General features: G+C 64.0%; 18 protein-coding genes. 15 read left to right on the top strand and 3 right to left on the bottom strand.

The features are described from left to right. The first annotated feature begins 14 nt into the window (after positions 1-14). The 3 genes from L2Y97_RS14440 (at position 15) to L2Y97_RS14425 (ending at position 1,602) form a co-directional block, all read left to right on the top strand. Positions 15-434 (top strand): GFA family protein, encoded by a 420-nt coding sequence (locus tag L2Y97_RS14440; RefSeq protein ID WP_247427834.1) that lies wholly within the window; start codon positions 15-17, stop codon positions 432-434. Beyond that, on the top strand, positions 431-952 hold the full coding sequence (locus L2Y97_RS14435) for a 2'-5' RNA ligase family protein (RefSeq protein WP_247427832.1): 522 nt from the start codon (positions 431-433) through the stop codon (positions 950-952). The genes L2Y97_RS14440 and L2Y97_RS14435 overlap by 4 nt, the downstream gene beginning before the upstream one ends. 356 nt (positions 953-1,308) lie before the next feature. Then, positions 1,309-1,602 carry a HigA family addiction module antitoxin gene (locus tag L2Y97_RS14425; protein WP_247427830.1) on the top strand — a complete coding sequence of 98 codons (294 nt, stop codon included), beginning with the start codon at positions 1,309-1,311 and terminating at the stop codon, positions 1,600-1,602. Positions 1,603-1,605: 3 nt separating this feature from the next. On the opposite strand, the gene L2Y97_RS14420 is transcribed toward L2Y97_RS14425, so the two are convergent. After that, the gene (locus L2Y97_RS14420; protein WP_247427829.1) at positions 1,606-2,805 is read right to left on the bottom strand and encodes a GGDEF domain-containing protein; all 1,200 of its coding nucleotides are present in this window, start codon (positions 2,803-2,805) and stop codon (positions 1,606-1,608) included. A gap of 391 nt (positions 2,806-3,196) precedes the next feature. On the opposite strand from L2Y97_RS14420, the gene L2Y97_RS14415 reads away from it, so the two are divergent. From L2Y97_RS14415 to gyrA, 12 genes are all read left to right on the top strand, one after another. Beyond that, positions 3,197-3,736, top strand: a complete 540-nt coding sequence (locus tag L2Y97_RS14415) for a ribosome maturation factor RimP (protein WP_247427827.1) — start codon at positions 3,197-3,199, stop codon at positions 3,734-3,736. A gap of 43 nt (positions 3,737-3,779) precedes the next feature. Next, positions 3,780-5,288 carry a transcription termination factor NusA gene (gene nusA / locus L2Y97_RS14410; RefSeq protein ID WP_247427825.1) on the top strand — a complete coding sequence of 503 codons (1,509 nt, stop codon included), beginning with the start codon at positions 3,780-3,782 and terminating at the stop codon, positions 5,286-5,288. 130 nt (positions 5,289-5,418) lie between these two features. After that, a complete protein-coding gene (gene infB, locus L2Y97_RS14405; protein ID WP_247427823.1) occupies positions 5,419-8,328 on the top strand; it encodes a translation initiation factor IF-2 in 2,910 nt (969 codons plus the stop codon). A 60-nt stretch (positions 8,329-8,388) separates the two neighbouring features. Further along, complete coding sequence (gene rbfA / locus L2Y97_RS14400; RefSeq protein WP_247427822.1) at positions 8,389-8,763, top strand: 30S ribosome-binding factor RbfA; 375 nt, start codon at positions 8,389-8,391, stop codon at positions 8,761-8,763. A 115-nt stretch (positions 8,764-8,878) separates the two neighbouring features. Then, positions 8,879-9,796, top strand: coding sequence for a tRNA pseudouridine(55) synthase TruB (truB, locus tag L2Y97_RS14395; protein ID WP_247427819.1), 918 nt, complete (start codon positions 8,879-8,881; stop codon positions 9,794-9,796). Positions 9,797-9,939: 143 nt separating this feature from the next. Then, the gene (gene rpsO / locus L2Y97_RS14390; protein WP_139983545.1) at positions 9,940-10,209 is read left to right on the top strand and encodes a 30S ribosomal protein S15; all 270 of its coding nucleotides are present in this window, start codon (positions 9,940-9,942) and stop codon (positions 10,207-10,209) included. 30 nt (positions 10,210-10,239) lie between these two features. Beyond that, complete coding sequence (gene pnp / locus L2Y97_RS14385) at positions 10,240-12,345, top strand: polyribonucleotide nucleotidyltransferase (RefSeq protein WP_247427816.1); 2,106 nt, start codon at positions 10,240-10,242, stop codon at positions 12,343-12,345. A 149-nt stretch (positions 12,346-12,494) separates the two neighbouring features. After that, a complete protein-coding gene (locus L2Y97_RS14380) occupies positions 12,495-14,864 on the top strand; it encodes a glycoside hydrolase family 3 N-terminal domain-containing protein (RefSeq protein ID WP_247427813.1) in 2,370 nt (789 codons plus the stop codon). A gap of 41 nt (positions 14,865-14,905) precedes the next feature. After that, a complete protein-coding gene (locus L2Y97_RS14375) occupies positions 14,906-15,949 on the top strand; it encodes a poly(R)-hydroxyalkanoic acid synthase subunit PhaE (RefSeq protein WP_247427810.1) in 1,044 nt (347 codons plus the stop codon). Continuing rightward, complete coding sequence (locus tag L2Y97_RS14370; RefSeq protein WP_247427807.1) at positions 15,946-17,013, top strand: class III poly(R)-hydroxyalkanoic acid synthase subunit PhaC; 1,068 nt, start codon at positions 15,946-15,948, stop codon at positions 17,011-17,013. The genes L2Y97_RS14375 and L2Y97_RS14370 overlap by 4 nt, the downstream gene beginning before the upstream one ends. Positions 17,014-17,167: 154 nt before the next feature. Continuing rightward, a complete protein-coding gene (mtnA, locus tag L2Y97_RS14365) occupies positions 17,168-18,181 on the top strand; it encodes an S-methyl-5-thioribose-1-phosphate isomerase (RefSeq protein WP_247427805.1) in 1,014 nt (337 codons plus the stop codon). 160 nt (positions 18,182-18,341) lie between these two features. After that, a complete protein-coding gene (gene gyrA / locus L2Y97_RS14360) occupies positions 18,342-20,996 on the top strand; it encodes a DNA gyrase subunit A (RefSeq protein WP_247427803.1) in 2,655 nt (884 codons plus the stop codon). 151 nt (positions 20,997-21,147) lie between these two features. Here the strand turns inward: gyrA and L2Y97_RS14355 are convergent, their stop codons facing one another. After that, entirely contained in the window at positions 21,148-21,567 is a 420-nt protein-coding gene (locus L2Y97_RS14355) for a Cif family virulence factor (protein ID WP_247427801.1), read from the bottom strand. A 17-nt stretch (positions 21,568-21,584) separates the two neighbouring features. Next, positions 21,585-22,094, bottom strand: a complete 510-nt coding sequence (locus L2Y97_RS14350; protein ID WP_247427799.1) for a DUF4865 family protein — start codon at positions 22,092-22,094, stop codon at positions 21,585-21,587. Between the last annotated feature and the right edge of the window lie 64 nt (positions 22,095-22,158).

Here is a 22,158-nt window from a genome sequence, read left to right as displayed (position 1 = left end):
AGAAGGAGTGTTCGATGCGGATCCATGGTGCCTGCCACTGCGGCAACATCGCGTTTGACCTGGATTGGCCGGAGGGTATCCCTGTCGCACAGCGCGCTTGTGGTTGTACGTTCTGCCAGAAGCACGCCGCCACGTGGACCGCGAATCCGCAGGCGGCACTGCACGTCCACATCGTCGATGGTTCCCGCGTCTCCCGCCACCGTTTCGGTACGGAGACCGCCGATTTCCACGTGTGCGCCAGCTGCGGTGTGGTGCCGGTGTGCACGAGCGAGATCGACGGCCACCTCTACGCTGTGGTGAATACCCGTACATTCGAGAACCACGGTGCATTGACCGATCCGGTGTCCGTGGATTTCGATGGCGAAGCTGAGGTTGCACGGCTGGCGCGGCGAACAAGGAACTGGATCGCCAGCGTCGCGTTCGTCGGCACGTGAGCCGCACCCTGGTCGCGTTGCTGGTCCCCGATGCAGAGCCACTGGTCGGTGACCTGCGCGCACGGCTCGATCCCGCATCGAAACTTGGCCTCGGTGCGCATTTCACGTTGCTGTATCCCTTTCACGATACGGTCGAGATCACGCCGGCTCATCTGGCCAGTTTGCGCGAGGTGGGGCGTCGGCACGCCGCGCTCGCGTTTTCTCTGGAGCGCGTTGGCGCATTCCCTTCGACGGTGTGGCTCGCGCCCGACCCGGACGAGGCCATCATTCAACTGGCGAATGAGCTGGAGGCGACGTTTTCTGGGCGGCCGAAAGTGGGGCGCGAGTTCAACGCCTTCGTGCCGCATCTGTCGGTCGCGCGCAACCTGCGGCGGGCCGCCGATCGCGATGCCGTAGTCCGCACTCTGGAAGATCGACTCGCGGGTGGTGGCGTCCTATGCCGTTGCGGCGAATTGCACCTGATGGCGCGCCTCGAAACAGGCTGGCGATCCGTGGAGATGGTGTCGCTGGCCGGGTGATCACTGTTTGCGGTGAACAAGATGCGCCAAGCGTGGTCTTGTCTGTGGGGCGTGTTCTCGACCTGGCGGGGCACGCTGGGCAGTCGAAATAGCATGATCCGGTCCAGCGTGGGCCAGACCGCCACCTAACGTGTCGCCAGGACGGAAACGAACTCGGGAGGTTCCCTGATACCGCGGTCCGAACGCCGCCGGCATGATCGTTTATCGACAATCGATAAATGATATGCCATGATCGTCTCATTCGCGGACAGGGACACCGAAGCGCTATTTCGCGGGTATTGCGCGCGATCTGCTTTCGTTGGCGGGATGGCGATGTCCACGCCGTAGAGATCGTTGACTATCACTAGAGGTAAGCCATGAACGATCGCCTGCCGCCGGTGCATCCCGGTGAAGTCCTGCGTGAGGACTACATGCTTCCGATGGGGTTGTCGTCAAACGCCCTGGCACTCGCCATTGGCGTTACTGCGGCGCGCATCAATGAACTCGTGACGGGTAAGCGGGGCCTCACCGCTGATACGGCTTTGCGTCTGGCGCGGTACTTCGGTACCGATCCACGCAGCTGGATGAACCTGCAACTCAACTACGAACTGGAAATGGCCGAGCGCCGTATCGGCGATGCCCTGCAGCGGATCCACCCGCGGGCGGCCTGAAAGTCAGGTTAACGCGCTGGCGGCGGGAGCGGCCGCGCTGACCCTCTCGCCCACCGTCGGATCGGACACCATCGCCTCAACCCGGTCGCGGCCGGTGCGCTTGGCGTGGTAGAGCGCCGCGTCGGCCGTATCGATCAGGCGCTGGATATCGATGCCAGCGCCGGTCGCCACACCGACGCTGGTGGTGAACATGATCGGTTCGCCCGCGTAATGCGCCGGCGAGCGCTCCACCTGCGTCCGCAGCGACTCGGCCAGGGTCACGGCTACGTTCGCGCTGGTGCATGGGGCGAGCAGCAGGAACTCCTCGCCGCCGTAGCGCGAGAGCAGGGCGCGTGCGGGAATGCCGCCGTCACGGAGGGTGCGGGTGAAGTGCTGGAGCACGGCATCGCCACCGGCGTGCCCCCAGCGGTCGTTGATCGCCTTGAAGTGATCCAGGTCGAACAGCAGTACCGCGTGCGTATGCTCGCGGTTGGCCTGCAGCACGGGCGCGGCGGCCTTTAACAAGGCGGTGCGGTTGAGCAGGCCGGTAAGCCCATCCACGTTGGCGGCCACCCGCAGGTCGTGGACGAGCCGCTGCGAGAGCATCAGGGTGAAGCCCGTGCTGAGCAGGAAGGTGCATAGGATCCCGAACAGGTAATTCGAAGTCGTCAATAGCGAGGCCAGCTCCGGAGATTCAATCTCAGGATGAAGTGAGACAAGCCCGCGAGCGACGTAGAACAAGGCATCGATCACGAAAACCAGGGCGGTGAACAGGCTGCCGGCCCTGAGCTCACGGGGGGCCCGAAGGAGGTAAAGCACCATCCAGCCATCCCAGAAGATGCTCTTGAGCCCAAATACGGCGCTTTCCAGCGGTTGGCTGGGCGGCCACGCCATGAAACCCACCTGGATCAACAGGAACAGGGCGATGACCAAGGCTGGCCAGCGCCAGCGCAGCGGATGGCCAAGGTGCATGGCGATGCCGATCAGCATCGCCGCATTCGCCAGTGCAATCAGTACGCTACCGACGATAGCTGAAAGGAAACTTCCATTTTCGTCGTAGCCCTGGGCCAGCCCGGCGAACGTGAGCAGCCAAAAGGCGGCAGCCCAGACGTGCAGCGCCGCCATGCCCCGGAGCACCAGGCTCATCAGGGAGAAGCTCAGCGCGATAGCGATGCCCACGGCCAGGCCGATAATGCCCAGCGTGTGGATATCCAGTCCGGTCACCCCATCCATCCGTCCGAATTCCCCCGATCGGCCATGGCTCATTCTAGGGCTAATAACGCACGGGATGGCGTGGGGTTACGTTGCTTGAAGGGGGTGGGGCGAACTTGCGCGAAGCGGGGCATTTGCGCTAGAATTAGTGAATCTTAAGCGCCGTTAACCATCGATAGCACATCGCTGGTCGCCGTCGCTTCAGGACCTTTCTTTTTACAAGAAAGCCTCCTCGTGAGGCTTTTTTGTTGGGCGCAGGGAGCGCGTCCCGCGACACTCGCGAGTGCCTCCAGGGGTGTCTCGCAGGCGCTGTGGAGGGAAGTGTCGGGATACATCGGCGACGAAAGGAATGGGCCGTTCGGGGCCTTTTTTTGTTTCTGGCGACCAGAAAACCGTAGGTAACGTGGACACCAACGCACTAACACAACGCTTTTCGGAGATCGTTGCCGACCTCGGCCTCGAGGTCCTGGGCATCGAGTTTTCCCCTGCCGGTGGCGGGCAGAGCACCTTGCGCGTCTATCTGGATGTTCCGGAAGACCTGCGCGAGGGCCGCGAGTCGCCGGAGGTCACCGTGGACGATTGCGAGTCGGCCAGCCGCGAATTCTCGGCCTGGCTCGATGTTGAAGATCCGATCCCCGGCAACTATGTACTGGAGGTCTCCTCGCCCGGCATCGACCGGCCGATTTTCAGCGCCGCCCAGTTCGCGCGCCTGATCGGCCAGGAAGTGAAGGTGCTGCTGAAGGCCCCGATCGAGGGCCGCCGCCGGCTCAAGGGCAACGTCGTTGAAGTAAACGGCGAGCACATTGTCCTGGAAGGCGAGGCCGGTAAGTTCGAATTCGAGCACGCGGACGTCGAAAGCGCCCGCGTGGTGCCTGATTGGGTCGCACTCGGCTATGCACCACAGCCGAAACCGGCTCCGGGTGCAAAGAAGAAATCCAAATAACGACGACGGGATGCCGCGGGGCATCCTCATGGGAGTAGCGGCAATGAGCAAAGAACTTTTGCTGGTAGTCGACGCGGTCGCCAACGAGAAGGGCGTGCCGCGCGAAGTCATTTTTGAAGCCATGGAAGCGGCGCTCGCCTCGGCCGCCAAGAAGCGCTACCCCGAAGAGGACCCGGATATCCGCGTCGAGATCGACCGCAACTCCGGCGATTACGAAACGTTCCGTCGTTGGGAAATCATTGCTGACGATGGCGAGATGGAAGATCCGTCGTTCCAGATCCGCCTGATGGATGCCGAAGACGAAGCGGGAGAGGGCGAAGTGCCCGAAGTCGGCGGCTGGGTGGAGCACCAGATCGAGAACGCCGAGTTCGGCCGTATTGCCGCGCAGGCCGCCAAGCAGGTCATCGTGCAGCGCGTCCGCGAGGCCGAGCGCCAGCAGGTGGTCGATGCCTTCGTCGATCGCGTAGGCGAACTGGTTACCGGCATCGTCAAGCGCGTCGAGCGTGGCAATGTCTACCTCGACCTGGGCAGCAACGCCGAGGCGTTCATTCCGCGCGACAAGACGATTCCCCGCGAATCACACCGCGTGGGCGACCGCGTCCGTGGTTACCTGTACGAAGTGAAGTCGGAAATCCGTGGCCCGCAGCTGTTCGTTTCGCGTAGCGCGCCGGAATTCATGATGGAGCTGTTCAAGCTCGAAGTGCCGGAAGTCGGCCAGGGCCTGGTGGAAATCAAGGGTTGCGCCCGCGATCCGGGCGACCGCGCCAAGATCGCCGTGGTGGCCCACGATACCCGCACCGATCCCATCGGCGCGTGCATCGGTATGCGCGGTTCGCGTGTGCAGGCCGTGTCGAACGAGCTCAATGGCGAGCGCGTCGATATCATCCTGTGGCACGAAAACCAGGCCCAGTACGTCATCAACGCCATGGCGCCGGCTGAAGTCCAGTCGATCATCATGGATGAAGAAAAGCACTCCATGGATATCGCGGTTGCCGAGGACAAGCTGTCCCAGGCCATCGGCCGCGGTGGCCAGAACGTGCGCCTGGCCAGCAAGCTCACCGGCTGGCAGCTCAACGTGATGACCCAGGACCAGGTCACCGCCAAGAGCGAGGCCGAACAGGCCGCCGCCCTGGCGCTGTTCCAGGACAAGCTCGAAGTTGACGAAGAAATCGCCGGCATCCTGGTTTCGGAAGGCTTCTCCTCCATTGAGGAAATTGCCTACGTGCCCAGCGCCGAGCTGCTCGCCGTCGAAGGCTTTGACGAAGACATCGTTGAAGAGCTCCGCGCCCGCGCCCGCGATGCGCTGCTCACCGAAGCGCTGGCTGTCGAAGAAAACGTGGAAGGGCCGGACCAGGAGTTGCTTGACCTGGACGGCATGGATGAGGCCACCGCCTATGCGCTCGTCGAGCGCGGTGTGCGGACGCTGGATGACCTGGGTGACCTGGCCGTCGACGAGCTCATCGATATTGAAGGTATGACTGAGGAACGCGCCAAGCAGCTGATCATGGCTGCGCGCGCTCCGATGATCGCCCGACTGGAGAAGGGCGGCTAAGCGCGGTACCGGAAGCGCCCCGGAGGGGCGCCCCGAGGGAAGCCACGAGGCTTCCCGCCAGGGACGGAGGCAGCCTGAGATCGCATCAATGGCACGGGTAACGCGCGGGAACGGCGGAGAATAATGAACGATGTCGGACGTCACGATTAAACAACTCGCCCAGGTACTGGGTATGCCGGTCGACAGGCTGCTTGGGCAGCTTGGCGAGGCCGGAATGAATTTCTCCAATGCGGAGCAGGTCATCAGCAGCACTGAAAAGGTGAAGCTGCTCGGCTTCCTGCGCCGCACGCACGGCAAGAACGAACCCGCTCCCGAAGCGGACGACAGCTCGCCGCGTCAGATCACGCTCAAGCGCCGTACCGTCGGCGAGCTGAAGGTCAGTGGCGGCTCCGGCCGTGGCGCTGGCCCGGCCAAGACGGTGAACGTGGAAGTGCGCGCCAAGCGCACCTACGTAAAGCGCAGTGCCATCGCCGATGAGGCACCGGTGGACAACGAGCGTGACGAGGCCGCGCAAAAGCTGGCCGAGTCGCAGGCCCAGCGTGAGCACGAAGAAGCCCAGCGCCGCGAGGAGGCCGAGCTTCGCGCACAGGCCGAGGCCGAGCGTCGTGAGGCCGAAGCCGAAGCGCGTCGCCAGGAAGAGGCTGCTATCGAGGCGCGCCGCCAGGCAGAAGAAGCTGCCGCGGCTGAGCGTGCGCGTGCCGAAGAGGCTTCGCGTGCCGCCGCTGCATCGGCTGCTGAACAGCCTGCCGCCGCCGAGACGACCGCGACGGAAGCCGCGCCGGCTGCCGCGGGCGACGAGCCCGGCCATCAGACGGCCAAGCTGGACACGCGCTCGCTCGGCATGATCCTGCCGCGCATCCATGAGCCGCGTAAGCGCGAGCGCATTGTTTCCAAGCCAGCGCCGCCGCCGGCACCGGCCCCCGCGCCGGCACCGGCCGCTGCCCGTCCTGCCGCACCTGCTGCCCGTCCGGCGGCACCGGCCGGCGCGAGCGCGCGCCCGGCGCCCGGCGCCATCGCCGCGGCCAACGATACGCGTGGCAACGCTCGTCCGAAGCACGGTGGTGGTGCAGGTGCGGGCAACGGTCGTGGTGGCGATCGCGAAGCGGGCGGCAAGCGTTTTGCCGCTGGCGAGATGCACCTGTCCGATGCCGACCGCGCTCGCCGTTCCAGCGGCAAGGGTGGTCGTGGCAAGCCGGGTCGCGGCGGTCGTTCCGAGCCGCAGCGCGGCTCCGCAGCATCCAGCGGCCCGCACGGCTTTACCCGCCCGACGGCAGCCGTCGTGCGTGACGTGGTGATCGGCGATAACAACATCATCGCCGACCTCGCGCAGAAGATGGCCGTGAAGGGTGCCGAGGTCGTGAAGGCGCTGTTCAAGATGGGCGTCATGGCGACCATCAACCAGACCATCGATTTCGATACCGCCTCGCTCGTGGTCGAAGAGCTCGGCCACAACCCGGTCCGCATTACCGATAACGACGCCGAAGCGGCGCTTGCCTCGCACACCAGCGCGGCGGAGCTCGAAGGCGACAAGGTCACGCGTCCGCCGGTCGTCACCATCATGGGTCACGTCGATCACGGCAAGACCTCGCTGCTGGATTACATCCGCCGCACCAAGGTCGCGTCGGGCGAAGCCGGTGGCATCACGCAGCACATCGGTGCGTACCACGTCGAAACCAGCCGTGGTGTCATCACGTTCCTCGATACCCCGGGCCATGCGGCGTTTACCGCCATGCGTGCCCGCGGCGCGCAGTCCACGGATATCGTGGTGCTGGTCGTGGCCGGTGATGACGGCGTCATGCCGCAGACGGTGGAAGCCGTGAAGCATGCGCGTGCCGCCAAGGTGCCGCTCATCGTCGCGCTGACCAAGATGGACAAGTCCGACACCAACGTCGATCACGTCAAGCAGGGCCTCGGCAACCTTGAGGTCATTCCGGAAGAGTGGGGTGGCGATACGCCGTTCGTGCCGGTGTCCGCGAAGACGGGCATGGGTATCGACGATCTGCTCGATGCGATCTCGATCCAGGCCGAAGTCATGGAGCTCAAGGCCGTGGCCGATGGCCTCGCCTCGGGTGTCGTGATCGAATCCAGCCTTGACCGCGGTCGTGGCCCGGTGGCTACCGTGCTGGTCCAGCAGGGCACGCTGAAGAAGGGCGATTTCGTGGTTTGCGGCGTGGAATACGGCCGTATGCGCGCACTGATCGACGAAACCGGCAAGCAGGTCAACGAGGCGGGCCCGTCCATCCCCGTGCAGGTGCTGGGTCTTTCCGGCGTGCCGGAGTCGGGTGACGACTTCGTCTGCGTGGCCGATGAGCGCCTGGCTCGCCAGGTGGCTGCCGAGCGTCAGCAGAAGCGTCGCGAGACCCGCCTGGTGACCAAGTCGAACCGACTGGAAGACATCATGGCCCAGATGAGCCAGGGTGAAGGCCAGCAGACGCTGAACATCCTGGTGAAGGCCGATGTGCAGGGTTCGGTCGAGGCACTGCGCGATTCGCTGACCCAGATCGGCAACGATCGCGTCAAGGTGAACGTCATTGCGTCCGGCGTGGGCGGTATCACCGAGTCCGAAGCGCAGCTGGCCGCCGCCTCGAAGGCGCTGGTCATCGGCTTCAACGTCCGTGCCGATGCGTCGGCGCGCAAGGTGATCGATACGGCGGGCCTCGATGTCCGTTACTTCTCGATCATTTACGACGTGATCGACCAGGTGAAGCAGGCCGCCTCCGGTCTCCTCGGCATGGAAGTGCGCGAAGAGATCATCGGCGTCGCCCAGGTCCGCGATGTGTTCCGTTCGTCGAAGTTCGGCGCGGTGGCTGGTTGCATGGTCATCGAAGGTATCGTCAAGCGTTCCAAGCCGATCCGCGTTCTCCGCGACAACGTCGTGGTGTTCCAGGGCGAACTGGAATCGCTGCGCCGCTTCAAGGAGCTGGTGGACGAAGTCCGCAACGGCACCGAGTGCGGTATCGCGGTGAAGCAGTACAACGATGTGAAGGTTGGCGACCAGATCGAGTGCTTCGAGCGCATCGAAGTCGCCCGCACGCTGTAATGGAAAGACCCTGCCTCCCCGGTTCGCCGGGGAGGCTTTTCTCGTTTATAGGAGGCGGATATGCCGTCCCGTGATTTCAAGCGAACCGACCGCGTCTCCGCTGAGCTGCGCCGTGAAATCGGCCTGCTGGTGCATGCTGCCGTGCGCGAGCACGCGCTGCCCTCGGTCAGTGTTTCCGACGTGGAAACCACCAAGGACCTGGATGTAGCGACGGTGTGGGTCACCGCGCTGATGCCGGAAAAGTCCGCTGAGGCCGTCAAGGCCCTCAAGGAGCTGGCCAAGGAGTTCCGCCGCGAGCTCTCCAAGACCATGCGCCTGCGCCGCGTGCCCGAACTGCGCTTCAAGTACGACGAATCGGTCGACCGCGGCGAGCGGATCGAGACCCTGTTGCGCGAAAATCCGGTGCCGCCGGCGCCTTCGGGCGAAGACGAATAACCCGTAGGAGCCCACCCTGTGGGCGACATCTTTCGTCCTGAAACCAACAGGGCCTGTCGCTCCTCCGCGAACAGCATTGCGCACAGGGTGCGCTCCTGCATGTACCTGATTTCCCATGAACCGTCGCTCCTTCCGTGACATCCACGGCATCCTCCTGCTCGACAAGCCGCTGGGCCTGAGTTCCAACCAGGCGCTGCAGACGGCGCGTCGCCTCGTGGGTGCGGCCAAGGGTGGCCATACCGGCAGCCTCGATCCGCTCGCGACCGGCTTGTTGCCGGTGTGTTTTGGCGAGGCCACCAAGATCGCCGGCTGGCTGCTGGGCTCGCGCAAGGCCTACGAGGCCGAGGTGAAGCTCGGCGCCACCACGACCACGGCTGACCTTGAGGGCGAGATCGTGGACACCTGGCCGGTGCCGCCGCTCGATGATGCGCAGGTGGAAGCCGCGCTGGCGCCCTTGCGTGGTCGGATAACCCAGGTGCCACCGGCCTATTCGGCCATCAAGCAGGACGGCGTTCCTCTCTATGCGCGTGCCCGTCGCGGCGAGACCGTCGATGTGCCGTCCCGTGAGGTCGATGTCTACCGGCTCGATGTGATCGAGCGGGTAGGGGACACGGTCCGCCTGCATGTCGAGTGTGGCTCGGGTACCTACGTCCGTAGCCTGGCCGTGGACCTGGGTGCCAACCTCGGCTGTGGCGCCCATTTGACCGGCCTGCGTCGGCTCTGGGTCGAGCCGTTCATGGCGCCTGCCATGGTGACCCTCGACGAATTGCGGGAAGCGGCAGAGACCGGGCCGGATCAACTCGAGGCATGCCTGCTGCCCGTGGATACCGGGCTATCACATATTCCCCGGGTGGAACTCGATGCCGAGCAAACCCGGGTACTCGGCTTCGGTCAGCCAGTGCCCCTGGGCGCCACCACGGCACCCGGCCGTTGTGGCGTCTGGGGCGCCGACGGCCGGCTCATGGCCCTGGGAGACATCGGCGAAGACGGCATTCTGAGGGTTCTCAGGGGGTTCAACCTGCCGCCGCCCTGACCGGGCTTGTTGCCGCTACGCGCAGGACGTTACAATTACGTGCTCGTTTAATAGCTTTCATCAAAGCGAGGCTTGCGCAACTTCATCGGTGGCCGTTGAGGTTGCGCAAGTCTCGCATCCGCTTTTTTAAGGAATCGATACACATGTCGCTCACCGTCGAACAGACCAGCCAGATCATCAAGGACTACGGTCGCAAGGATAACGACACCGGCTCGACCGAAGTCCAGGTCGCGCTGCTGTCCGCGAACATCACCGCGCTGCAGGATCACTTCCAGGCGCACAAGCAGGACCACCACTCGCGTCGCGGTCTGCTGAAGATGGTCAACAAGCGCAAGACGCTGCTGGCCTATCTCAAGAAGAGCGACCTCGCTCGCTACCAGACCCTCATCGAACGCCTCGGCCTGCGCCGCTAAATCACCGGATCAGGACGAGGAGACAGCGAAGTGGCGAAAGTAACCAAGTCATTCCAGTACGGTAGTCACGAAGTCACGCTGGAGACGGGCGAAATCGCCCGCCAGGCGTCCGGTGCGGTCATGGTCAGCATGGGCGGCACCGTCGTCCTGGTGACCGTTGTCGCCGCTCCGAAGGCCCGCGAAGGCCAGGACTTCTTCCCGCTCACGGTCGACTACATGGAGAAGTTCTACTCCGCGGGTCGCATCCCGGGTGGCTTCTTCAAGCGCGAAGGCCGCCCGACCGAGAAGGAGACGCTGACCTCGCGTCTTATCGATCGTCCGCTTCGTCCGCTGTTCCCGGAAGAGTTCCGCAACGAGATCCAGGTCATTGCCCAGGTCGTCTCGCTGAACCCGGAAGTCGATGGTGACATCCCGGCCCTGATCGGTGCCTCGGCTGCCATGTCGCTCGCCGGCGTGCCCTTCAAGGGCCCGATCGGTGCGGCGCGCGTTGGCTACGCCAACGGCCAGTACATCCTCAACCCGACCGCTTCGCAGCTGAAGACCTCCGACCTCGACCTCGTCGTGGCCGGTACCTCCAGCGCCGTGATGATGGTCGAGTCGGAAGCCAAGCTGCTCAGCGAAGACGTCATGCTCGGTTCGGTCGTGTTCGGCCACCAGCAGATGCAGGTCGCTATCGACACGATCAACGCCTTTGTCGCCGAAGCCGGTGCCAAGTCGTTCAAGTGGGAAGCGCCGGCTGCCAAGACGGCCCTGTACGACGCGGTCAAGGCCGCTGTCGGCAACCGCTTCGCCGAAGCCTTCCAGATCCGCGACAAGCTGGCTCGTCGTGACGTCATCAGCGCGCTCAAGAGCGACGTGAAGACGGCCATCGCCGCCGATGCCGAAGCCAATGGCTGGACCGATGGCGACATCGGCGCCGCCTTCGGCGAAGTCGAGTACCGCACCCTGCGCGACGGCGTGCTCAGCACCAAGGTTCGCATCGACGGGCGCCAGCTCGACGACGTCCGCCCGATCACCGTCCGCGTCGGCGTCCTGCCGCGCACCCACGGTTCGGCGCTGTTCACCCGCGGTGAAACCCAGGCGCTGGTCGTTGCCACGCTCGGCACCACGCGTGACTCGCAGATCATCGATGCGCCGGAAGGCGAGTGGAAGGACACGTTCCTGTTCCACTACAACTTCCCTCCGTTCTCGGTGGGCGAAACCGGCCGCGTCGGCAGCCCGAAGCGTCGCGAAGTTGGCCACGGCCGCCTCGCCAAGCGCGGCGTGCAGGCTGTGAAGCCGACGATCGAAGAGTTCCCGTACGTCGTTCGCGTCGTCTCGGAAATCACCGAGTCGAACGGTTCTTCGTCCATGGCGTCGGTCTGCGGTTCCTCGCTGGCCATGATGGACGCTGGCGTGCCGCTTAAGGCGCCGGTGGCCGGTATCGCCATGGGCCTGGTGAAGGAAGGCAACGATTTCGTCGTGCTCTCCGACATCCTGGGTGACGAAGACCACCTCGGCGACATGGACTTCAAGGTGGCCGGTACCGCCGATGGCGTGTCCGCGCTGCAGATGGATATCAAGGTCGACGGCATCACCGAAGAGATCATGCGTACGGCGCTGGCCCAGGCCAAGCGTGGTCGCCTGCATATCCTCGGCGAGATGGCCAAGTGCATCACGGAAGCCCGCTCGGAAATGAGCGAGTTCGCCCCGCGCCTGCTCACGATCAAGATCCACCCGGACAAGATCCGCGAAGTCATCGGCAAGGGCGGCGCCACCATCCGCTCGATCACCGAAGAGACCGGCACCACCATCGACATCACGGACGACGGCAACGTCGTGATCGCCTCGGTCAACCGTGAAGCGGCTGAAGCTGCGCGCAAGCGCATCGAGCAGATCGTCTCCGACGTCGAGCCGGGCCGCATCTACGAAGGCAAGGTTGCGAAGCTGATGGATTTCGGCGCGTTCGTGACCATCATGCCGGGCAAGGATGGCCTCGTGCACGTCTCGCAGATTTCCAGCGAGCGCGTCGAGAAGGTTTCCGACAAGCTGAAGGAAGGCGACATCGTCAAGGTGAAGGTCCTGGAAGTCGACAAGCAGGGCCGTATCCGCCTTTCGATGAAGGCCGTGACCGAAGAAGAAAACGCCGCGGGCTGATCGATCGCACGCAGTGACTAAGAAACCGGCTCCGAAAGGAGCCGGTTTTTTTATGGCCGGATAGGCCGTCCGTCACCTAGCGATGTAAACGTTTCGCTGGCAGTCTCGGAACTGATGCCCGTCCCCACGGGCGCGTTTTCGGAGATCTCATGAACGTTCCCCTTCGCCTGCGCCCGCTGGTGCTCGCCGCTTCCGTTGCCCTCACGTTTGCTGGCGCCGCTTGTGCCTCCGACACCGCGCCCACCGCACCGGCCGTCCAGCCGTCGAATCCGCAACTCGCATCCCCGGCGATCGAGAAGCGCGTCAACGATCTGCTTGCGCGCATGACCCTCGAGGAGAAGATTGGCCAGCTCGTGCAATACGGCGCCAGTGGCGGCGCGGACACGAAGGCCGGCGAAACCGCCATTGCGCTGAATCCGGAGACGCAGGCGCACGTCGATGCGCTCGCGCTGGCCCGCAAGGGCGAGCTTGGCTCCATGCTCAATGTGACCGGTGCGGCGCGAACGAAAGCATTCCAGGAAGCCGCCCTCAAGAGCCGCCTGCGCATCCCGCTTCTGTTCGGCGCAGACATCATTCACGGCTATCGCACCATTTACCCCGTGCCGCTGGGTTTGTCCGCCACTTGGGATCCGCAACTCGTACAGGATCTGTCGCACATGTCGGCGCAGGAAGCGACGACCGCGGGCGTGAAGTGGTTCTACTCGCCCATGGTCGACATCTCGCGAGATGCGCGATGGGGGCGTTCGACCGAGGGCGCGGGCGAAGATCCGTACCTTGGGGCAGCCATCGCGCGCGCCTACATCCGCGGCTACCAGGGCAAGGATCTCGCGGCGGCGGATAGCGTGGCCGCTTCCGTGAAGCATTTCGCTGCCTACGGCGCGGCTGAGGCCGGGCGCGAATACAACACCACCGATATGTCCGATGTGCGCCTGCGCCAGGTGTACCTGCCGCCGTACAAGGCGGCCGTGGAGGAGGGTGCCGCGACCATGATGAGTTCGTTCAACGCGCTCAATGGCGTGCCAGCCACGGCCAACACGTATCTCATGACCGACATCCTGCGGGAGGAATGGGGCTTCGATGGCTTCGTGGTGAGCGACTTCACGGCGGTCATGGAGCTGACCCACCATGGCATCGCACTGGATGCCGCCACGGCGACGCAGAAAGCACTGCAGGCTGGCGTGGAGGTGGACATGATGAGCCATTACTACGACACCCAGATCCCGGCGTTGCTCAAGGAAGGCAAGCTTTCGATGGCAACCGTGGATGAGGCCGTGCGCCGTGTCCTCCGGGTGAAGTTCGCGCTCGGGCTGTTCGAACACCCGTACTCCACGAGCCCTGAAGTGACGGCAGCCGTCGATGAGCACCGGCCGCTTGTGCGCCGCGCTGCGGAAGAATCGTTTGTCCTTCTGAAGAATGGCGGCCAGGCCACGCAGGCTGTGTTGCCGCTCGCGCCAGGGTTGAAGAAACTGGCATTGATCGGCCCGCTTGCTGACGACGCCAGCGAAATGCAGGGTGCATGGGGTGGTGCGCAACATGTACCGGATGTGGTGACATTGCGTCGTGGCCTTGCCGCGCGGATGAAGGCGCAGGGCGGCGAGCTGCTTTTCGCGCACGGCACCGATGTGGAAAGCGATTCGGAGTCCGGCTTTGACGAGGCACTGAAGGTCGCAACCCAGGCCGATGTCGTGGTGATGGCACTCGGCGAATCGTCACGCATGAGTGGTGAGGCAGGGTCGCGTGCCCACCTCAACCTCCCGGGTAACCAGCAGGCCTTGCTTGAACGCGTGGTCGCGACCGGCAAGCCAGTCGTCCTGCTCGTGTTCTCCGGGCGTCCACTCGTCCTCGATTGGGCCGACAAACACGTGCCTGCGATCATGGCCGTGTGGTTCCCGGGCACCGAGGCGGGCAATGCCGTCGCCAACGTGCTTTTCGGCGATGTGGCGCCCAGCGGCAAGCTGACCATGAGTTTTCCTCGCGCCGTGGGCCAGGAGCCGCTGTATTACAACCAGTTCCCGACAGGCCGGCCCCCGGGTGATGCGGACCTGACCAGGCCCCCGGGTCGCGATACGGCGTTCATCTCGCGCTACATCGATGTGGCCAACGACGCGCTGTATCCCTTTGGCCATGGCCTGTCTTACACATCCTTCGGCTACACCGACGTACAGGTGTCGCGTGCGAAGGTGCCTGTGGCGGAGGCGAACCGTGCAGATGCCACGAACGTGGTTTCCGTTACCGCGACGGTAACGAACACGGGCTCGCGGGCGGCCACGGAAGTGGCACAGCTGTACGTGCGCAATCTCGGCGCCAGCGTCGAGCAGCCGGTGCGCAGCCTGCAGGGGTTCCAGCGCGTCGCGCTCAAGCCGGGCGAATCAAAACGCGTCACGTTCCAACTGGGCTTCGCCGAGCTCTCGTTCTGGAATGCCCGTAGCCAGCAGGTGGTCGAGCCCACGCAATACACGGTGTGGGTGGGTGGCAGTTCCACGGCGAACCAGCAGGCATCGTTCATCATCACGCCCTGAGGGTGGGCGCGGCTGGTTGCCGGGTGCCGTACCATAGGCACATGGCAGATAAACCGACAGACTTCATCGACCAGTACCAGGCCTTCGTCCGCCAGGGCGTCGAGGCCTGGGCCAGGCAATTCGACCCGAAGGCCGAGCACGCCGAGGCACCTTCGGCCGACATCGTGGGCCGGCTATTCGCGGGCCTTGGCGGCTTTGGTGACTGGATGCGCGCGTTTACCGCCGGCGAGCCGCCGGCATCGCCGTTCGCGCATGGTGCGCCCCCGTTTGGCCAGCCGGGACCCGGTGCTGGCATGCCACCTTATGGGCCGCCGGGTGGCGGTGTGCCGCCATACGGTTTTGCCGGGGTTCCTGGCGGTATGCCGCCATTCGGCTACGGGCCGCCGCCGGGTGCGCAGCCGGGCACCGATGGCTTTGATGAATGGGCCCGAGTGGCGCGCGAGGCGCTGTCGATGCCCGGCCTTGGCCTCAATCGCGAGCAGCAGGAAGAACAGCAGGCCCTGCTGCGTGCATGGATCGATTACGCGCAGCAATTCGCTCGCTACCAGTCGCTGCTGCAGGGCGTGCAGGATCGCGCCGGTGAAACGCTGCGCGCGCAGGGCATGCCCTCCGACGCTGATAGCCTGCGCGCCGTCTACGACCGCTGGGTCAATTTCTCCGAAGAGAGCTATGCCGAAGCGGCCATGTCGGACGAGTTCCGCGAAGTGTACGCCGCCCTGGTCAACGCGCAGATGCAACTCAAGGTGCTCCAGCAGCGCCAGGTCGAGCGCATCGCCGTACAGGCCGGCCTGCCCACCCGCCGCGAGGTCGATAGCCTCGGCGAGCGCCTGCAGGCGGTGCGCCGCGAGCTGCGCCACATGCAAGGCCTGAAGGCAGAAGTTGAAGCGCTGCGCGCCGAAATCACTGCCTTGCGCATGAAGGCGAAACCCGTGACCCGTTCCGCGCCAGGAGCGCAGCGAAGCGCCCCTGTAGGAGCGCGTCTTGCGCGCGATCCGGCGAAGCCGGCCCGACCGCCTGAACCGGCGAAAGCCGCCGCCAAAAAAGCCGCGGCCAAAAAAGCCAAGCCCAAGGCTCGCTCCCGATGAGCACCAACCCCTTCCACATCGACCCCGAGCGCGCCCGTGAGGAAGTCGAAGCGTTCCGCCGCAAGGTGGAAGCAGGCATGGAAACGCTGAAAAACGTGGGCCCCATCGAGCTGGGCACCACGCCGCGCGAAGCCGTCTACACCGAAGACAAGCTCACCCTGTGGCACTTCAAGGGCACGAAGAAACCGACAGCGAAAGTCCCTCTGCTGATCTGCTATGCGCTGGTGAATACGCCGTGGATGGTCGACCTGCAGGACGACCGCTCCATGGTGCGCAACCTGCTTGAGCAGGGCGAGGATTTGTACCTTATCGACTGGGGTTACCCCGATGGTGCCGATCGCTGGCTCACCCTCGAGGATTACATCGACGGGTACCTCGATCGCTGCGTCGATGTGATCCGCCAGCGCCATGAGCTCGAAGCGATCAACCTGCTGGGCATCTGCCAGGGCGGCGTGTTCTCGCTGTGCTACGCCGCGCTGCATGGCGACAAGGTCAAGAACCTCGTCACCATGGTCACGCCGGTGGATTTCCACACGCCCGATAACATGCTCTCGCATTGGGCGCGCAACGTGGATATCGACCTCTTCGTCGATACGATCGGCAATATCCCGGCTGACCTGATGAACTTCGCCTACCTCACGCTGAAGCCGCTCCGGCTCAACCAGCAGAAGTACGTGGCGATGGTCGATATCCTCGATAACCCGAAGGAAGTGGAAAACTTCCTGCGCATGGAAAAGTGGATCTTTGATTCACCCGACCAGGCCGGCGAAACCTTCCGCCAGTTTGCCCGCGATTTCTTCCAGAAGAACCTGCTGATCAAGGGCCAGGCCACGATCGGTGACCGGACCATCGACCTGGGCACGATCACCCAGCCCGTGCTGAATATCTACGCCGAGCAGGATCACCTCGTGCCACCCGCGGCCTCCATTCCGTTGAAGGATGCCGTGGGCAGCAAGGACTACACGGCGCTGCCGTTCCCGGGTGGCCACATCGGCATCTACGTCTCCGGCCGGGCCCAGAAACTCGTGCCCCCGGCGATCCACGACTGGCTGTCAAAGCGCTGATTCCCCGTAGGAGCCCACCCTGTGGGCGACGCCGTTCGCCGGACGCCGCAGGCCCTGCGGCCTCGTTGCGAAAGATGTCGCCCACAGGGTGGGCTCCTACGGCCGTTCATGGTTTTCGACAGCGCTTTACACGCAGGAATGCGATAATCCGGCGATGAACACGCATAACTCCCACGACACCATTCGCGCCGTCCAGTGGCTCGGCGATCGCCTTCACCTGCTCGACCAGCGCCGCCTGCCGGCGGAGGAAATCTGGTTCGATTGCGTGAACTCGGAGGATGTCACGCGGGCCATTCGTGACCTGGCCGTGCGCGGTGCGCCGGCCATTGGTATCGCGGCGGCCTGGGGCGTCGTGCTGGCGGCGCAGAAGGGTGAAAACCTGGCTACTGCCATGGCCACGTTGCGTGCGGCACGGCCCACCGCGGTGAACCTGATGTGGGCGCTGGACCGCATGAGGGTGCGGGTTGACGCGGGCGCCGATGCTGCCACGCTTGAAGCCGAAGCACAGGCTATCCAGGATGAAGATCTCGCCGCCAACCGCCACATGGGCGAGTTGGGCGCCGCGCTGATCGAGCCGGGCTCGCAGGTCATGACCCATTGCAACACGGGCTCGCTCGCGACCGCAGGCTATGGCACCGCGCTGGGCGTGATCCGTGCGGGCGTCGAAGCGGGCCGCATCGAGCAGGTGTTCGCGGGAGAGACCCGCCCCTGGCAGCAGGGCGCGCGCCTCACCATGTGGGAACTCGTGCGTGATGGCATCCCGGCCAGGCTCATCGCCGATTCCGCTGCCTCGCATCTCATGAAGGACGGCAAGGTGAAGTGGGTCATCGTTGGTGCTGACCGCATCGCGGCCAATGGCGACACCGCCAACAAGATCGGTACCTACCAGCTCGCCATTGCCGCGCGCCACCACGGCGTGAAGTTCATGGTCGTCGCGCCGTCCACCACCGTCGATATGGCCACGGCCAGCGGCGACGATATCGAGATCGAATTGCGTGATGCCACCGAGCTGCTTTCGGTCGGCGGTAACCGTACCGTCATCGAGGGCGCCGAGGCCTGGAACCCCGTTTTCGACGTGACCCCGGCGGAGCTGATCGACGCGATCGTGACCGAGCGCGGCATCATCCTGAAGCCCGACGAAGAGCAGATGCGGATCATGTTTCCGTGACCGCCAAAACACCCCTCTAACCCATTGAATTTACAGCTTTTTTAGCTGTCATTTCGACACCCGTTGTGTTATCATCGACGGGTTGAGCCGACTGTGGTGCCCCGAGGGCAGACAACACGGTCGGCGGGGGCACTCATACGGACACCCAGGAAGCCGATTGATGGCAGAACTCGCCAAAGAAGTCATCCGCGTCAACATCGAAGACGAGATGCGCCAAAGCTATCTCGACTACGCGATGAGCGTTATCGTCGGGCGTGCACTGCCCGATGTGCGCGACGGCCTCAAGCCGGTTCATCGACGCGTGCTGTTCGCCATGAACGAGCTCGGCAACTCGTGGAACAAGGCCTACAAGAAGTCCGCTCGCGTCGTCGGTGACGTGATCGGTAAGTACCATCCGCACGGTGATGCCTCGGTTTACGATGCCATCGTCCGCCTGGCGCAGCCGTTCTCGCTGCGCTACATGCTGGTCGATGGCCAGGGTAACTTCGGTTCGGTCGATGGCGATAACGCCGCGGCCATGCGATACACCGAAGTGCGCATGGCCAAGCTCACCCATGAGCTGCTCGCCGATATCGACAAGGAAACCGTCGATTTCGGGCCGAACTACGACGAAAGCGAAAGCGAGCCGCTGGTCCTGCCGACCCGCGTGCCGAACCTTCTCGTCAATGGTTCTGCGGGTATCGCGGTGGGCATGGCCACCAATATCCCGCCGCACAACATGACCGAGGTCATTAACGCCACGCTGGCGCTCATTGAAGAGCCGTCGCTGGGCGTCGATGACCTGATGACCCACATTCCGGGTCCGGATTTCCCGACCGCGGGCATCATCAACGGCTCATCGGGTATCGTCGAGGCGTACCGTACCGGTCGTGGCCGTATCCTGGTGCGTGCGCGTACCGAGATCGAAACCGAGTCCAACGGCCGCGAGACCATCCTGGTCCACGAGCTGCCGTACCAGGTGAACAAGGCTCGCCTGATCGAAAAGATCGCCGAGCTGGTGAAGGAAAAGAAGCTCGAAGGCATCAGCGAACTGCGCGACGAGTCCGATAAGGACGGTATGCGCGTGGTCATCGAGATCCGCCGCGATGCCATGGCCGATGTGGTGCTGAACAACCTGTTCCAGCAGACCCAGCTGCAGGTCACCTTCGGCATCAATATGGTGGCCCTGCTCGATGGCCAGCCGAAGCTGCTGAACCTCAAGGAGATCCTTGAGGCGTTCATCCGCCATCGCCGCGAAGTCGTCACCCGCCGCACCATTTTCGAACTGCGCAAGGCACGCTCCCGCGCCCATATCCTCGAAGGCCTGACGGTCGCGCTCGCCAACATCGATGAGATGATCGAGCTGATCCGTACCTCGTCGTCGTCGGCCGAAGCGCGCGAGCGCATGGTCGCCCGTCGCTGGGAGCCGGGCCTGGTCAAGGCGTTGCTTTCGGCATCGGGTGCCGAAGCCTCGCGTCCGGAAGACATGGATCCGCGTGATGGCCTGCGTGATGACGGCTACCAGCTGTCCGAAGCCCAGGCCACCGAAATCCTGCAGATGCGCCTGCACCGCCTCACCGGCCTGGAGCAGGAAAAGCTCAGCGACGAATACCGCGAAATCCTCGAGACCATCCGTGGCCTCATCGAGATCCTGGAAAACCCGACGCGCCTGCTCGAAGTCATCCGTGGCGAACTCGAACAGATCCGTGCGGATTATGGCGATGACCGTCGTACCGAGATCCAGCATTCGCAGGAAGACCTCAACGTCCTCGACCTGATCGCGCCGGAAGACGTGGTCGTCACGCTGTCGCACACCGGCTACATCAAGCGCCAGGCCGCCAGCCTGTACCGCGCGCAGAAGCGTGGCGGCAAGGGCCGTTCCGCCTCCGCATTGAAGGACGAAGATGTGGTGCAGCAGCTGTGGGTGGTGAACACCCACGATACGCTGCTTACGTTCACCAGCACCGGCCGTGTGTACTGGCTGAAGGTGTACCAGATGCCGGAAGCGGGTCCGGGCGCCCGCGGCAAGCCCATCGTGAACCTCTTGCCGCTGGGTGAGGGCGAGAAGGTGCAGGCGGTGCTGCCGATCCGCGACTACGACCCGAACTGCTTTGTGTTCTTCGCCACCCGCAAGGGCACGGTCAAGAAGACGCCGCTGACCGAGTTCGCGTTCCAGCTACAGAAGGGCAAGGCTGCCATTAACCTCGACGAGGGCGATGCCCTGGTCGACGTGGCGATGACCAACGGCGAAAGCGATGTGCTGCTCTTTGCATCGAACGGCAAGGTCGTGCGCTTCGACGAGAACAAGGTCCGCTCCATGGGCCGTACTGCCACCGGCGTGCGCGGCATGTTGCTCGCCGACGATGCGACGGTCGTGTCGCTGATCGTGGCGCATGGCGATGGTGACATCCTCACGGCGACGGCGCGTGGCTTCGGCAAGCGCACCGTGCTCGAGGATTTCCCGAAAAAGGGTCGCGGTACGCAGGGCGTCATCGGTATCCAGTGCTCCGAGCGTAACGGCAACCTGGTTGCCGCCACGCAGGTCACCGAGGCCCAGCAGCTCATGCTGATCTCCGACCAGGGCACGCTCGTGCGCACCCGCGTATCGGAAGTCGCCCAGGTCGGCCGTAACACCCAGGGTGTGACGCTGATCAAGCTGCCGAAGGACGAGACCCTCATCGGTGTCGTCCGCCTTGAGGCCGAGGAAGAGACCGAGGTGGAAGGCGAGGGTGACATCCCGAATGGTGAGGCGCTCAACGGCGATTCACCGGCCTGCGAAGCCGCCGCCGACCTCCCGCCGGTTGAATCTGGCCCGGTGGATGGCGAAAGCGAATAAAGAAAAGAACCCGCCGAACGGCGGGTTTTTTTTGCGTGCGTTCAGCGGCGGCGTGTGGGGTGGGGCACGCTGGATGACGCGATCCAAAGCTGTTGTAGGAACGCGCTTGCGCGCGATAGCCAATGAAACGCAGAAGCAGGTAGTTCCCGATTCATCGAGCGGCCCCCCAAAGCTCGCTGGCAATCCGCCATCCCCCCTCACCGCGTACGAACTGCAGGATCTTCCATCCCCTGGTGGGTTCCGAGGGGTGCGCTAAGTCGATCGTTTCGAAATCCAGCGATGCCTGCGCAATGGCGCCGTGCATTTCGACAACTACGTGGGAGAACGTTTGTCGGTACCGATGGCCGCTATCAAACACCGCTTCGCGGAAATGCGTGTAATCGCGTAATTGCTGGCTCGATGTAGCCCGATTGTCGTAAACGCCCCGAAATGGAATGTCCTTGTCGAGTAGCAATCCTTCGAACCCCTGTCGGTTTCCCTCCGACACAAAGCGCGGATAGGCGGCCAATAGGGCGCGGAGCTCTTTGGTGTCGTTCGCCTGTACGGATAGGGGCGCACCAAGAGCCAGCATGCAAAGTAGAGCACTCCTCATGGCAATCCCCCGATCAGATAGGGAACATCGAACACGACCTGGCCTTCGCGCGCAGGCGGCGCATCGTGCCAGAACACCGTGCGCACCGATTCCCAGCGAGTGAGGTCTGCGCCGGTAAGGACGTTCGCATCACTGCGTACGTCGCCCCCACTTCCGTCGAAAACGGGAGGAAGCGGTAATGCAGTGCGCTCCTGCGTCGCGAACCGAATGGGCCTCGACTTCGCTGAATGCGCCACGCGGATGGATGGCATCACGTAGAACGCGGGCTTGCCGTACTTAGCGACGACGCGTTCAAATGCCGGTGACTCAAGGAACGCGCGCATCGACGCATCGTCGTCCCATACATAGATGGGTGCGTAAATGGCGGGGTCGGATGCAACGAGAAATGCCTTCATCCTTAGGCCAGGCAGCCCCTCGAACGACGGCCCGATATCCCGGGCCCGTGCGCGCACCGAATCCGGGTCGACCGAAGGCGCGAGATCGAAGCTGTATTGCATTGCGAGCATGAGCGTAGGCCTGCGTGAACGGGATGCACTCATGGTCGGGCCGCGCGGGGTGCTATAAAAGCGA

Source organism: Luteibacter aegosomatissinici, assembly GCF_023078495.1.
In the GTDB taxonomy this organism is placed as follows: Bacteria; Pseudomonadota; Gammaproteobacteria; order Xanthomonadales; family Rhodanobacteraceae; genus Luteibacter; species Luteibacter aegosomatissinici.
Note: the sequence above shows the minus strand (reverse complement) of the source record. Positions and strands in the feature narration are given on the sequence as shown.

Bases quoted from the DNA above. Each gene is read 5' to 3' on its own strand.
- L2Y97_RS14440 (WP_247427834.1), top strand. From the start codon at position 15: ATGCGGATCCATGGTGCCTGCCACTGCGGCAACATCGCGTTTGACCTG.
- L2Y97_RS14425 (WP_247427830.1), top strand. From the start codon at position 1,309: ATGAACGATCGCCTGCCGCCGGTGCATCCCGGTGAAGTCCTGCGTGAG.
- nusA (WP_247427825.1), top strand. From the start codon at position 3,780: ATGAGCAAAGAACTTTTGCTGGTAGTCGACGCGGTCGCCAACGAGAAG.
- infB (WP_247427823.1), top strand. From the start codon at position 5,419: ATGTCGGACGTCACGATTAAACAACTCGCCCAGGTACTGGGTATGCCG.
- rbfA (WP_247427822.1), top strand. From the start codon at position 8,389: ATGCCGTCCCGTGATTTCAAGCGAACCGACCGCGTCTCCGCTGAGCTG.
- truB (WP_247427819.1), top strand. From the start codon at position 8,879: ATGAACCGTCGCTCCTTCCGTGACATCCACGGCATCCTCCTGCTCGAC.
- rpsO (WP_139983545.1), top strand. From the start codon at position 9,940: ATGTCGCTCACCGTCGAACAGACCAGCCAGATCATCAAGGACTACGGT.
- L2Y97_RS14380 (WP_247427813.1), top strand. From the start codon at position 12,495: ATGAACGTTCCCCTTCGCCTGCGCCCGCTGGTGCTCGCCGCTTCCGTT.
- L2Y97_RS14375 (WP_247427810.1), top strand. From the start codon at position 14,906: ATGGCAGATAAACCGACAGACTTCATCGACCAGTACCAGGCCTTCGTC.
- L2Y97_RS14370 (WP_247427807.1), top strand. From the start codon at position 15,946: ATGAGCACCAACCCCTTCCACATCGACCCCGAGCGCGCCCGTGAGGAA.
- mtnA (WP_247427805.1), top strand. From the start codon at position 17,168: ATGAACACGCATAACTCCCACGACACCATTCGCGCCGTCCAGTGGCTC.
- gyrA (WP_247427803.1), top strand. From the start codon at position 18,342: ATGGCAGAACTCGCCAAAGAAGTCATCCGCGTCAACATCGAAGACGAG.
- L2Y97_RS14355 (WP_247427801.1), bottom strand. From the start codon at position 21,567: ATGCTGGCTCTTGGTGCGCCCCTATCCGTACAGGCGAACGACACCAAA.
- L2Y97_RS14350 (WP_247427799.1), bottom strand. From the start codon at position 22,094: ATGCTCGCAATGCAATACAGCTTCGATCTCGCGCCTTCGGTCGACCCG.